Source organism: Mucilaginibacter sp. OK268 (assembly GCF_900103125.1).
Classification (GTDB): domain Bacteria; phylum Bacteroidota; class Bacteroidia; order Sphingobacteriales; family Sphingobacteriaceae; genus Mucilaginibacter.
The window spans coordinates 24,305-37,662 of the sequence record NZ_FNJV01000008.1; the positions used below are offsets into that span (position 1 = coordinate 24,305).

The following is a 13,358-nucleotide window of genomic DNA, read 5'->3' on the forward strand; positions in this document are numbered from 1 at the left end:
AAGTCCTTTGTCTTTTCGTCCTTCATCTTTTGTCAAAAAAAAAGCGCCGAACTAATGTCCGACGCTTTTTTTTAAATCAGGGCAAATTATTTTTTACCTGAAGCAGCTTCCTGCTCTGCCTGACGTAATGCACGTGAAGTAGTTACAGATACGATAGTATCTTCCTGAGCATTGGTGATAGTAAGGTTCGGCAATTTAATTTCCGCAACTTTTACTGATTTACCAACTTCAAGAGCTTCAATGCTTACTTCGATAGCATCTAAATGATCTTTAGGTAATGCTTTGATGCGCAGTTTCCTTAGTTTCTGAACTAATTTACCACCCACTTTAACACCTGGAGAAGTACCGGTTAATTTAACAGGGATCTCGATAGTGATTGGCTTTTTCTCGTCAAGCAATAAAAAGTCAACGTGGATAATTTGTTCAGTTAAAGGGTGAAACTGAATATCTTTAATAATAGCTTGTGATTTAACACCAGCAATTTCAAGATCGATGAAATGAACAACCGGAGTATAAACAACGGTTCTCAAATCAGCTGCGGACACTGCAAAGTGGGATTGTGTTGGCCCACCGTAAAGTACTGCAGGCACTAAGCCTTGGTAACGCAGTTCTTTAGCGTCTCTTTTCCCTACGTTCTCTCTTGGAGAACCGCTAATAGCAATTGATTTCATTATTTGTATTTATTTATTTGTTAAGTTCATGGTTCATAGATCATTGTTCATGGTATCTAATCCGCACAAATGTTTTTATTCTATTCAAAATTCATGCTTCCGGCGATGAACCATGAACTATAAGCTTTCTATCAATCTACCCTAAACAACTGGCTGATAGAACCGTGCTCGTTTACATTGCTGATCGCTTTTGCAAACAGTTCGGCAGTTGACAGTACTTTAATTTTAGGACTGCTATATTTTAAGGGTATGGTGTCAGTAACTATCAATTCGGTTAAAGCCGAGTTTTCAATAGTTTCATAAGCCTTGCCTGATAATACCGGATGTGTACAAACCGCGCGTACGCTGCGTGCACCACGTTCCATAATTAAACCTGCCGCTTTAGCCAATGTACCGGCTGTATCACATATATCATCAATCAACACAATATCCTGATCGGTCACATCGCCAATAAGCGTCATAGATTCGATCTCATTAGCACGTTTACGACGTTTATCACAAATTACAACCTCTGCATTAAAGAACTTCGCAAAACTACGCGCCCTGTATGAACCGCCCATATCCGGCGATGCAATGGTTAAGTTTTCTAAACCCAGGCTTTTGATATAAGGCACAAAAATGATAGAAGCATCCAGGTGATCAACCGGTATATCAAAAAAGCCCTGTATCTGCGCGGCGTGCAAATCCATGGTCATGATACGGTTAATACCCGCAGCAACCAGCAAATTAGCTACCAGTTTAGCACTGATGGCCACACGTGGCTTATCTTTCCTGTCCTGACGAGCCAATCCAAAATACGGGATAACGGCACTTACATAATGTGATGAAGCACGACGGGCGGCATCAATCATCATGAGTAATTCCATCAGGTTATCAGTAGGCTGGTTGGTGCTCTGGATCAGGAATACATCGCATCCCCGTACAGATTCATTAAAATGTGGTTGAAACTCACCGTCACTAAAGCGCGAAAGCACCACGTCACCTAATTCGCGGCCATAAGCATCAGCAATTTTTTGCGCAAGTTCTTTAGAGCCTGATCCTGCAAATAACTTAACCGGATTAAATTGTAATGGCATTTTCTTGTTTTGGATTTGGGATGTTCGATCTCGGATTTTCCTTAATCTATATCACTTTACACTTACAACCTGTATAAAAAACAATTCGGATTTCAATTTTCCATCAGACCTAAATCCGAAATTGAAAATCAGAAATCCGAAATCTTTCTTGTTGCCCGACCAGGATTCGAACCTAGACAAACGGTACCAAAAACCGTCGTACTACCATTATACTATCAGGCAATCTCCTTTGGTTTGTTTTTACTCCCCGAAAAGGAATGCAAATATAAGACGATTTTTTAACTCTCAAAAAGAATTTTAAAAAAGTATTTTTCAGTGCGTTTTAACGCCAAAAACAGGCTAAAAAAGTGTTAATCCAATGCTTTTGGTTTTAACATCATAATACTTTTACTAATTTCGGGCTGCATTCAACCTTTTTTTCTATCGTAAAATTCAGACATGGACTACAAAAAAATCAATAATATATTTGGCTGGGTAGCCTTTATCATTGCTTCGCTAACCTATATTTTAACCTTAGAGCCCTCCTCCAGCTTTTGGGATTGCGGCGAGTTTGTTGCCTGTATTTACCGTTTACAGGTAGCCCACCAACCTGGCGCCCCCCTGTTTACGATGATAGGCAAGGTATTTACCTTATTATCCATGGGTGATGGTACTAAGGTGGCTTACTGGGCCAATATGGCTTCGGCACTGGCCAGCGGGGCAACTATCATGTTCCTGTTCTGGACGGTTACCGCCCTGGCTAAAAAGTTACTGGTAAAAAAAGCAGAAGATATCAGCACAGCAAACCTGATCCTGATCATAGGTGCTGGCCTGGTTGGCGCGCTGGCTTATGCCTGGTCTGATACATTCTGGTTCTCGGCTGTAGAGTCTGAAGTTTACGCGCAATCATCTTTATGTACAGCTGTTGTATTTTGGGCCATACTAAAATGGGACGCCCATGCCGATGAGCAGCATGCCGATAAATGGATCGTATTTATTGCCTATGTAATGGGCTTATCTATAGGCATCCACCTTTTAAACCTGCTGGTAATACCGGCCATAGCGCTGGTTATCTATTTCCGCAGGGCAAAAAACATCACCTCAAAGGGTACTTTCTGGGCATTTTTTGCCGGCATAGTGGCAGTGGCTTTTGTGCTTTGGGGTGTTATTCAATATACCGTAAAAGGCGCGGCTTTTTCCGACCTGCTTTTTGTGAATACTTTAGGCATGGGTTTTGGCAGCGGCGCGGTCATGTTTTTTCTTTTACTGATAGCCACCATTGTATCGGGTATATATTATACTATTAAGCCGCAAAAACCGGCCATCATCATCGCAGCAGTATGTTTTATACTGGTATTGGGTATCAGCGCCGGAATTATAGGCGTGGTTGTTGGTTTAGCAGTATTAGCACTGCTGGAGTATGTGGTTAAGATCCGCGAGAGACGTTTTGCCTTAAATACCTTTTTAATTTGCCTGCTGTTCATCCTGTTTGGTTACAGCTCATTTGTGATGATTGTGGTAAGGGCCAAAGCAAATCCTAACCTAAACAACAGCGACCCCGAAAACGCTTTCTCCCTAAACGGCTACCTGAACCGCGATCAATATGGTGATACACCATTGCTCTACGGGCAGTTTTTTGATTCAACACCAACCGAACAAACAGAAGGCTCAACAATTTATCGTCGTGGTGAAACCAAATATGAAGTGGCTGGTAAAAAACTGACCACCGTTTATGACCGAAATACCCCATTCCCGCGTATGTTTAGTGATAAGGCTGGCCACCCCGATTTTTACCGGGCATGGAGCAAGCTTGGTCAAAGCGAGCACCCTACTTTTGCTACCAACCTGGGCTTTTTTGGCACCTGGCAGGTAAACCAAATGTACACCCGTTATTTTCTGTGGAACTTTGCAGGCCGTGCCAACGATCTTGATGGCCAAACCGGTGCTATCGATGGTAAAGGCGGTATCGACGGTTCCTGGCTAAGTGGTTGGGATTTCAGCAAACCCCTGCCTTATGCTGTTACGGAAAGTAAAAGTTACAACCGTTTATTCTTTTTACCGCTTATTATCGGCCTGATCGGCTTGTTCTTCCATTTTTGGCGTGATCAGCGAAATGCGGGCGTGGTGCTTGTACTGTTCTTTTTTACGGGTTTGGCCATTGTGTTATACTTAAATCAGGATCCATTGCAGCCACGCGAACGTGATTATGCTTATGCGGGTTCGTTTTATGCCTTTGCTATCTGGATAGGTTTAGGCGTACTGGCCATTGCCGATTTTCTGTCTAAAAAGATCAACGCTAAAACAAGCGCCATTATAGCTACACTAATTTGCTTACTGGCAGCACCGGTGTTAATGGCTAACCAGGAATGGGACGATCATGACCGCTCAACCAAGCTTACGCCGCATGACATGGCATATAACTACCTGAACTCCTGCGCCCCAAATGCCATTTTATTTACCTATGGCGATAACGACACCTACCCGCTTTGGTACATACAGGAGGTGGAAAATGTGCGTCCGGATGTGCGTATTGTGAACTTGAGTTTGCTGGGTACCGACTGGTACATACGCGGCATGAAAAACAAAATGAATGAATCTGAGCCATTGCCTATCAGCATGTCAAACGATAAGTTTAAACCCGGCGTGCGTGATGTTATTTACTTTAACGACCAAAAGGTTGCCGGTGCTACGGAATTGAAAGAGGTTTTTGATTTCATTACTTCGGATGATAAATCAACCATGGTAGAGTATAACAATGGCGATGTGGCCAATTACCTGCCTACCAAAAATTTTAAATTGACTATCGATCCTAACCAGGTGGTACAAACCGGTACCGTTCCGGCTGCTGAGAAAGATAAGATAGTACCCGAAATGGACTGGACTTTTAGCGGCCGTTATGTTACCAAAGATGTTTTGGCGATGATAGATATCCTATCGCACAATAACTGGAAACGACCGATCTATTTTTCGGTAACCGTACCCAACGAAAACATGATAGGCCTGGATAAATATTTATATAATGAAGGTTTCGCCTATCGCTTAATGCCATTAAAACCTGATACGGCTTCAAACGCGCTTGAAAACAGCAATACCCCGGTAATGTATCATAACATGATGACCAAATTTAAATGGGGTAATATGAAAACCGCGCGTTACCTTGATCATGAATCCATGACCATGTTTTACCCCTTGATTACCCGGCTTTACTCTAATCTGTCTGATAACCTGATGAAAGAAGGGCATACCGATCTGGCCAAAAACACCCTGAAAAAATATGACGAAGTGATGCCTGGCATTATTAACTCCACCGAGGTTGCCGTGCGTAAATTTTATATGATCGAGAGTTCGTATCGCATGGGCGATATCACATTGGCCAACAAACTATCCAACCAGGTTGATGACTATGTGAATAATCTGCTTACCTACAATTATGCTTTATTGCAGCGCAATGAAATCAGTTTAGATAACAACCGCGATGTACAATACTCCATACAGATTTTGAGCGGCCTGGTAGGCTTTACCAAAGACTTTAAACAAACAGCACTAAACACCAAGTTCAGTGCTCAATTAAAAGGCTTTGAAACGAAATTTGGTATCAGCGCAAAGCGATAGAAAGCACATTAAAAAAGCAGGCCCCGGCATAATCTTATGCCGGGGCTTTCTTTTTAATAGCATTGTGGGTTTACATGGTTTACACTTTTTATGGTTTACACTTTTTTAATTAACTGGTAATCAATCAATTAATTGTATTTTATCATAGAAAAACGATTTACAGTGTAAACCATGATTGAGTCTTTTAACCTGCCTTTATACCTCGGGATCATGAGGAAGACGATAAAGGCTGTTACCCGGAGTTTGCTGAAGGATAACAGCCTTTATTATTATATTAATCTACCCAAATACCGCTTTTAAATAGCTTAGCTTACAACTCGTGGTAATCATGGCTCAGCTTTCAACTGACGTAGCTGGAAGCTTACCACATGCCACCCACGAGATACGCTATGCTAATCTCGCGGGAGCCAAGCGAGAGTCAAGAATTAAGACAAATTACCCAACACGTCATTGCGAGGTACGAAGTAATCTCTACGTAGATAAGGCGGCTATGCTTATTTATTCGCTCTGTACAGTATAGAGATTGCTTCGTACCTCGCAATGACGGGTTGGAGATGGAGGTCATAAAAAAAGCGGCATAAGCCGCTTTTTTATATAGATCATATTTTTTATCCTTCGTTTACAACGCCCATGTTGCAGAACTTATCAATACGTTCGGTAACCAGCTCATTGATATCCCGTTCGCCTAATGTTTTAAGGTCTTTAAGCAATTGCTTTTTCAGGATAGCAGCCATAGCCACGGGATCCTGATGAGCACCGCCAAGTGGTTCTTTGATCACACCGTCGATCAGTTTATTCTTCAACATTTCTGTCGAAGTCAATTTCAATACTTCGGCAGCACGTTCTTTATTTTCCCATGTTTTCCAAAGGATGGTTGAGCAGTTTTCGGGAGAGATCACCGAATACCAGGAATTATCCAGCATCAGTACCCTATCACCAATACCTATACCCAATGCTCCGCCCGATGCCCCTTCGCCTATGATCACACAAATCACAGGTACTTTCAACACAGACATTTCTAACAGGTTACGGGCAATAGCCTCACCTTGTCCGCGCTCTTCCGCTTCCAGACCTGGGAATGCGCCCGGGGTATCTATCAGGGTAACAACAGGCTTATTGAATTTTTCGGCCATTTTCATGAGCCTTAATGCTTTGCGGTAACCCTCTGGGTTAGCCATACCAAAGTTGCGGTATTGACGCTCCTTGGTATTACGACCCTTCTGATGACCGATGAACATCACCGTTTGACCATTCAGCGTTCCAAAACCACCAATAATGGCTTTATCGTCGCCTACTGTTCTGTCGCCGTGCAATTCAATAAAATCATCGCACATTAACTCAATATATTGAAGGGTATAAGGCCTTTCGGGATGGCGGGAGATCTGCACCTTTTGCCAGCCGGAAAGGTTTGAATATATATCCTTTTTAGCAGCATCCAGCTTGGCTTCCAGCTCGGCTACGGTTGCAGACATGTCGAGCTTGTTTTTATCCTCCACCTGCTTCACCTTTTCAATCTGCTGTATCAGTTCAGCCAGTGGCTTTTCAAAATCAAAAGTAATCTTCATACTATTTATTTGGGCCGCTAAAATAAGTAAATCCAACGGTATATTATCAATTAGGGTTTTGCAAAGTTTCCAGCTTTTTAATTTGCTGTGGCGCCAGCAGGTCGCCGGTGCTTAAGCAAGCCTGTAAAATGGCGTTCCTGAGCTCGCCATAGTACAATCCGGAGCGTGTGGCATAAAATATCACATCACCATTATTTAAGCGCTGTTTACGAAAAAGATTGTCTAAAGTTTGCTCATTGGTAATAATGAACGAACCCATTTCCACTCTTTTCCGATGCAGCTCGGTAGCAATCGCCGTAATTTTGGTTACCTGGTTCGGGCTCAACCCCAATTCCTTTTTAAATTTGATCACCTGGTTGGGCATCGGGTAATGGTTGATCTCGGCCGGCAATGCCATGTTGTTATACACATCTTCCCCATTCAACAAAGCGGTATATTGTTTATCGGTCAAGGTTTTTACAGGCGATTTTTTCAGCGTGCTATCTGCCTGCTGCGCCTGAATGGTACTACAAAAGAACAAAAGGGTAATAAGTGAAAGTATTGATCTTAGCATAGGGCATTTTACGAAAAAACCTCAACTATTATACCATCAGTTGTTAAAAGTTAACCAAAATTTAATTTTACTCCACTTTCACCACTTTAGACCGCTGCGAAATACCATTTTCATTAAACGACTCGATCTGGAAGTAGTAGGGTAGATTTTTATCCATCCCGTTAAAATAATACTCGTTTTTACCATACACCAGCATATTATTGTACAGCTTATCGGGCGCTATGCCCATATAAATGGTATAGCCTATGGCATTATCAACCGGCTTCCATTTTAACCAGGAATTGCGGCGTTCGCTGTCGCCCCGCAATACGATGAAATTCTGAACAGTATCAGGTTTTGCCCCCGCGCCCTTCCCAAATACCCGGAAGCCGGATAACGCGAATTTTCCTGTCGGCATGTGCAGATTTACCATTTTGAGATAACGTGCCCTGGCCGGATTTTTTAGCTCGATATAGTCATGCGGTACATCGGTTTTGTTGTTGCTTTTGTCGATCAGGGGTTTCCATATTTTCCCATCCAGTGAGGAATAAACAATATACTGGTGAAAAACGCCTAATGATTTACCCATAAACGTAGCATCCTGATCGGCATAGTTGATCTGTACCGCATTCACCGTGCTCAATCTGCCCAGGTCGGTTTTAAACCATTCGCCTTTATTGGCTGTTTTGGCGCTCCAGTAAGTTTTGATATCCTCGTCTACCGCGTAGTTTGGCTCATACCCGCCCAGGGTTGAGGAAACCTCCACGGGTTTATTATAGTTGAGGATCATCCAGCCTGTAAAATTGCTTTTCAGATGATCTTCAGGACCTGCCGATAAATACTGCGGGTAATCACCGTATGCAGTATTGGAATATAATACTCCATCCTTATCAAAGCCTGCCGGCCAAAAACCGATGCGGCGCTCGAAGTTATTTTTCACCGAGATACCCATGGTAGAGATATGCCAGTAGTTGCCATATTTATCCTGCCAGGTGGCCCCATGCCCCGCTCCCTTGGCGAAGCCACCAGGCTTGTACGAAAAGGGATTATGCTTTTGATAAGTGAATGGCCCCAAAGGCTTATCGCTTATAAAAACACCGTCGGCATAGCCACTTTGCTCGGTACCGGGCGCGCCGAACTGCAGGTAGTACTTACCATTATGCTTGTTCATCCAGGAGCCCTCGATAAAAGGCAGCAGGAAAACATTATCATTATGCTCGCCAAAACGCTCCCAGCCGTGTATTTCGGGGTTTAGCTTAACCAGCTCCTTTTTGGGGCCGATAGGTTCGAAGGTCTTGCGGTCGATCTCCTGGCCGTAAAGGGGGAGCGTATTACTGGAGCCATGGTAGATATAAACCCGACCGTCATCATCGGCAAACATACCCGGGTCCCAGGCGCCTACCTTAAAATAGTCTTTGGCGGCCTTCCAGTCGTCGTGCGTTGGGTTGGTGCTCATCCACAGGGTAAAATCCTTATTATAGGTTGAACCTATAACTAACAGGGTATCACCCAGAACCAGGGTTGCCGGAGCGCAAAGCTCGTCTCCCTGTACCTGGTTGTAGGGCCTCAGGAACTTGCGGTACACAAATTTCCAGTTCAGCATATCGTCGCTCCACCAGTAGCCAAACTGATTGGTACTGAACAGGTAGTATTTCCCCTTGAACAGGGTGACGGTTGGGTCGGCGGTGGCGCGGTGCTTGCCCCAGCCGGCAAAATCGGCAAAGGGGGTATAGCCATAGTCCAGGTTGAGCGGGTTGCAGTAGGTCAATTTTTTATTTTGCGCATGTGCCGGTAGCAGAGCAAAGCCGCACAACATCAGGAGTAAAACGCGGGTTAATACTTTCATTTTTGTAAACTTATAAAATTCAAACAGGTCAAAACTTCTTAAACCTCTTATTTTAACACTTTTCTGCTCGAAAACGGGGTAAAAACATTCAAAAATTCATTCAAAACCATCTATTTTAACACTTTTTAACAAATTTTAACGCGGTTTTGAGTAGTTTCAAAAACTTTAAAAAGTATTAATTTATTGATATTCAAATAATTAAATACAAAACGGTTGGCTTTTGGCCTGTTTTATCCCTTTAACCAAACAGCCCTGCTTACAATTTTCAAAGTAAGCAGGGCTGGCCCGTGGTATACTTAAAGATACGAAAAATGTTTGGGATATACAATGGGTAGACTCACCCGATCTGCGCTTCGCTGGATCACCCTCTTCGTCTGCGGCGGAAAGAGGGTTGAGAACTTTTTCTCTCCACGCGTCATTGCGAGGTACGAAGCAATCCCCTTTATACAGGGCGAGTAATGCAGGCCGTAGAGCGCTCAATTGCCGCTAAGGCTGTTACTTTTGTCTTGATACAAAAGTAACCAAAAAATCAAGTCATCAGAAATGCTTCTTTGCCGCACAAGGCCTTTACCTTTACCCCGCAAATCAGTCAGAACCACGGGCTGCTAAACCTTACCCCTACTTCGTTCGCTCAGTATCCCCGCTTCAGGTAAGGTTTGCTAATGCCCCTCCCAGCCCACTGGCCTCCATATTCTGCCTGCTTTCGCCCGAAGCTGTTCTGCTGACGGAGCAAATAAAAAGTAACGTCATTGGAGCGTAGCGTGGCAATCCCCAACTTACAGAGACGCTATGCATATCGGGGATTGCCACGTCGTTCCTCCTCGCAATGACATGTTTTTTATTACCTCGCGACCGGGTATTCAAACCACCTTCAAGTGCCTCTAAAAAAACATTTTTTATTATTGTGTGTTAAAAACACAATTAATTTGTACATTCATCTCCTGAAACCCTTTTCCCTAAGAAAGCTATTCATGAAGAAGAAATACCTGCTGCTTTTGCTGCTGCAATTGTGTCTTTGCGGACATACGTTTGCGCAGTACCCAAAAATGACCAAACTCTTGTACGGCGTGGCTTATTATGATGAGTACATGCCCTATGAGCGACTGGATAAGGACGTGCAAATGATGAAGGACTGCGGCATCAACGTGGTACGTATAGCCGAATCCACCTGGAGCACAGTGGAACCGCAGGATGGCATATTTGATTTTACCCATATCGACCGGGTATTGAATGCCATGCACAAAGGCGGCATCAGCGTAATTATTGGTACACCTACTTATGCCGTGCCTACCTGGATGGTAAAAAAACATCCGGAAATATTGGCCATTACCCCATCGGGCCAAAACCAGTACGGGGCAAGGCAAAATATGGACATCACCAATACTGATTTTAAGTTTTATGCCAATCGTGTGATCCGGAAGATCATGGAGCATGTGAAGGATAACCCGGCTGTGATCGGTTACCAGGTGGATAACGAAACCAAATCATACGGCACATCAGGCCCTAATGTGCAGGCTTTGTTTGTAAAATACATGCAGGCCAAATACAAAACGCTGGATAATATCAATAAAATATTCGGTCTGGATTACTGGAGCAACCGCATCAACAACTGGGACGATTTCCCATCGATGAACGGGACCATCAATGGCAGCCTGGCTGCTGAGTTTGCCAAATTTCAGCGGCAGCTGGTTACAGATTATATGGCCTGGCAGGCGGCCATTATCCGGGAATATAAACGCCCCGACCAGTTTATCACCCATAATTTTGATTTTGACTGGCGGGGTTACTCCTTTGGCATACAAACCGAGATCGACCATTTTGCCGCGGCTAAGGCATTGGATATTGCCGGTGTTGATATTTATCATGCCAGTCAGGATAAGTTAACCGGCGCTGAAATTTCTTTCGGCGGCGATGTGGCACGTTCCATGAAGGGTGTTAAAAATTACCTGGTGATGGAAACCGAAGCACAAGGCTTTCCGCAATGGACACCTTACCCCGGGCAGCTCAGGCTGCAGGCTTTTAGTCACCTGGCATCAGGCGCCAACATGGTGGAGTACTGGCCATGGCATTCCATCCACAACTCGGCCGAAACTTATTGGAAAGGTTTGCTGAGCCATGATTTTGAACCCAACCCGGTTTATGACGAAGCTAAAACCATTGGTAAGGATTTTGCCCGCTTAAGCCCGCAGCTCATCAACCTGAAAAAGAAAAGTGAGGTAGCCATCCTGTTCAGCAACGAGGCCCTGAGTGGTTTTAAAGCCTTTGGTTTTGGATGGGGCGTACACACCGGTTATAATGATGTATTGCGGCAATTTTACGATGGTCTTTACCACATGAACATCCCCTGTGATTTTGTTGACCCCAGCAGCTCAAGCATCGAAAATTATAAAGTGCTCATCGTGCCCCTGCTGTATGCCGCGCCCGATAGTTTGCTGCAGCGATTAAATCGTTTTGTAAAAAACGGCGGTCATATTATTTATACTTTTAAAAGCGGTTTCTCTGATGAAAATGTAAAAGTTCGCACCACGCACCAGCCCGGTATTATTGAGGAGGCCTGCGGAATTTACTACAGCCAGTTCACCGTACCCGAAAATGTATCGCTCAAAGGCGACCTGGGACTTAGCGCTGCTGATAAAAAGCTCAATACCTGGATGGAGCTGATCACCCCTACCACAGCCAAAGTACTGGCTTATTATGACCACCCGGTTTGGGGCAAATACGCAGCCATTACCGAAAACAATTATGGCAAAGGGATAGCTACTTATATAGGTTGCCTTACCACCAGCGCCGTGACCGATAAGCTCCTGGCCGACGCGGTTAAAAAAGCAGGCTTATGGAGTGAGGATCAACAGCTTTCGTTCCCTGTCATCACCAAATCAGGCATTAATCAAAAAGGAAAAACGGTTCACTATTATTTCAACTATTCGGATAAAGAAACCCATTTCACGTATCCTTATAACAACGGTAAAGAGCTGTTATCTGGCAATAGTGTGAGTAAAAATACTGCTCTACAATTAATGCCCTGGGATATGAAGATCATCGAGGTTAATTAGAGGATGTCACCCTGAGCTCCGTCGAAGGGTCGAGCGCAGAGGCCTGCCCACCATGCTTCGACGAAGCTCAGTATGACACCCTTTTTAGCAATGTCTACTCATGGGCTATTAGCCTCCCGTGGGAAGGGAACCGAAAGATACCAAATCTAAGCCGCAGAATCTCTTGGGGCATTTTGTTTATCCTTTTGCTGATATAATTTTCTGAAAACCGCGGTGTGTAAAAATAAAATGGTTGCGGGCGCAAAAGCGGGAAACCAAACAAAGGGAAACACCGCCATTTCGCGAAGGTTCCCATTCGCGCCGGTAATAACCGCGATCACCAGCAGATCAATAATATCCATGATACCGAAGATGTTCCAGGCATAAAGCGCAATTTTCCAGCCGGGCTTTTTCTTGGAAACCATTTTTGCTACCGGCCATGCCAAAATTGCGGTAATGATATCGCCCAGGCCGGCGAAAAGAGCAAATTTTGCCGGTAGCAGGTGATAGCCATAAATAATAATAAAAAATACGCCAAGGAGCCGGAATACGTGTACCGCGATCAACGATTCCAGTGTGATGGACCGCAGCAATGTTTTAAATAAACCGGTATTGCCAATAAAGCCAAATAGGATGACCAATAAGGGCAGGCCACCCCAAACCATTGTTTTAGGCGGTAGAGAATCGACATCGAGTACCCCTTTTAAAGCCAGCACCGAAACATAAAGGAGATAAACCAGGTAAAACCCCAGAATACCGATCTGAATATTTCTTGATTTCTGCAAGCTCATGCCCGCGTTGAGCGCGGCCTGCTTTACCGGTTGGGTGATGAAAAAAATGGAATAGAGAAAACCCGGAATAAATAGCACTATAGCCCAAAGGGGCATGCCTGATATGTAATTTGCCATTGGATGTTTTTGTTTAATAAAAAACAAAGGAAAAGCAAATAGCCCGGCTTACACTTAGCAAATGGCAAGAAATACACAGCAGTTTTCGTTTACTCAGGGTCCTCTGCGAGAGACCCCGCTGTTCGAAGTCTCTGACT

8 protein-coding genes and 1 tRNA gene are annotated in these 13,358 nt (G+C 44.0%); 2 read left to right on the top strand and 7 right to left on the bottom strand.

The window, feature by feature from the left end; translation table 11 throughout:
• Positions 1 to 86 precede the first annotated feature (86 nt).
• From BLR84_RS21865 to BLR84_RS21875, 3 genes are all read right to left on the bottom strand, one after another.
• The gene (locus tag BLR84_RS21865; RefSeq protein ID WP_090472396.1) at positions 87 to 671 is read right to left on the bottom strand and encodes a 50S ribosomal protein L25/general stress protein Ctc; all 585 of its coding nucleotides are present in this window, start codon (positions 669 to 671) and stop codon (positions 87 to 89) included.
• A 131-nt stretch (positions 672 to 802) separates the two neighbouring features.
• Positions 803 to 1,747: a ribose-phosphate pyrophosphokinase gene (locus BLR84_RS21870; RefSeq protein ID WP_090472397.1), complete on the bottom strand. Its 945-nt coding sequence runs from the start codon at positions 1,745 to 1,747 to the stop codon at positions 803 to 805.
• 151 nt (positions 1,748 to 1,898) lie between these two features.
• A tRNA-Gln gene (locus tag BLR84_RS21875) sits at positions 1,899 to 1,969 on the bottom strand.
• A 216-nt stretch (positions 1,970 to 2,185) separates the two neighbouring features.
• Between BLR84_RS21875 and BLR84_RS21880 the strand changes: the two genes are divergently transcribed.
• Positions 2,186 to 5,338: a glycosyltransferase family 117 protein gene (locus BLR84_RS21880; RefSeq protein WP_090472398.1), complete on the top strand. Its 3,153-nt coding sequence runs from the start codon at positions 2,186 to 2,188 to the stop codon at positions 5,336 to 5,338.
• A 608-nt stretch (positions 5,339 to 5,946) separates the two neighbouring features.
• Here the strand turns inward: BLR84_RS21880 and BLR84_RS21885 are convergent.
• The 3 genes from BLR84_RS21885 to BLR84_RS21895 form a co-directional block, all read right to left on the bottom strand.
• Positions 5,947 to 6,903: an acetyl-CoA carboxylase carboxyltransferase subunit alpha gene (locus BLR84_RS21885; protein ID WP_090472399.1), complete on the bottom strand. Its 957-nt coding sequence runs from the start codon at positions 6,901 to 6,903 to the stop codon at positions 5,947 to 5,949.
• A gap of 46 nt (positions 6,904 to 6,949) precedes the next feature.
• Positions 6,950 to 7,456, bottom strand: a complete 507-nt coding sequence (locus BLR84_RS21890; RefSeq protein WP_143013968.1) for a hypothetical protein — start codon at positions 7,454 to 7,456, stop codon at positions 6,950 to 6,952.
• A gap of 67 nt (positions 7,457 to 7,523) precedes the next feature.
• Entirely contained in the window at positions 7,524 to 9,281 is a 1,758-nt protein-coding gene (locus tag BLR84_RS21895; protein ID WP_090472401.1) for a family 43 glycosylhydrolase, read from the bottom strand.
• A 971-nt stretch (positions 9,282 to 10,252) separates the two neighbouring features.
• On the opposite strand from BLR84_RS21895, the gene BLR84_RS21900 reads away from it, so the two are divergent.
• Entirely contained in the window at positions 10,253 to 12,334 is a 2,082-nt protein-coding gene (locus BLR84_RS21900) for a beta-galactosidase (RefSeq protein ID WP_218128438.1), read from the top strand.
• 146 nt (positions 12,335 to 12,480) lie between these two features.
• Here BLR84_RS21900 and BLR84_RS21905 read toward each other — a convergent pair whose 3' ends face one another.
• Positions 12,481 to 13,221: a hypothetical protein gene (locus BLR84_RS21905; protein WP_090472403.1), complete on the bottom strand. Its 741-nt coding sequence runs from the start codon at positions 13,219 to 13,221 to the stop codon at positions 12,481 to 12,483.
• Positions 13,222 to 13,358: the final 137 nt, after the last annotated feature.

Coding starts and splice junctions, on each gene's coding strand:
- BLR84_RS21900 (WP_218128438.1), top strand. CDS start 10,253: ATGAAGAAGAAATACCTGCTGCTTTTGCTGCTGCAATTGTGTCTTTGC.
- BLR84_RS21865 (WP_090472396.1), bottom strand. CDS start 671: ATGAAATCAATTGCTATTAGCGGTTCTCCAAGAGAGAACGTAGGGAAA.
- BLR84_RS21890 (WP_143013968.1), bottom strand. CDS start 7,456: ATGCTAAGATCAATACTTTCACTTATTACCCTTTTGTTCTTTTGTAGT.
- BLR84_RS21905 (WP_090472403.1), bottom strand. CDS start 13,221: ATGGCAAATTACATATCAGGCATGCCCCTTTGGGCTATAGTGCTATTT.
- BLR84_RS21885 (WP_090472399.1), bottom strand. CDS start 6,903: ATGAAGATTACTTTTGATTTTGAAAAGCCACTGGCTGAACTGATACAG.
- BLR84_RS21880 (WP_090472398.1), top strand. CDS start 2,186: ATGGACTACAAAAAAATCAATAATATATTTGGCTGGGTAGCCTTTATC.
- BLR84_RS21895 (WP_090472401.1), bottom strand. CDS start 9,281: ATGAAAGTATTAACCCGCGTTTTACTCCTGATGTTGTGCGGCTTTGCT.
- BLR84_RS21870 (WP_090472397.1), bottom strand. CDS start 1,747: ATGCCATTACAATTTAATCCGGTTAAGTTATTTGCAGGATCAGGCTCT.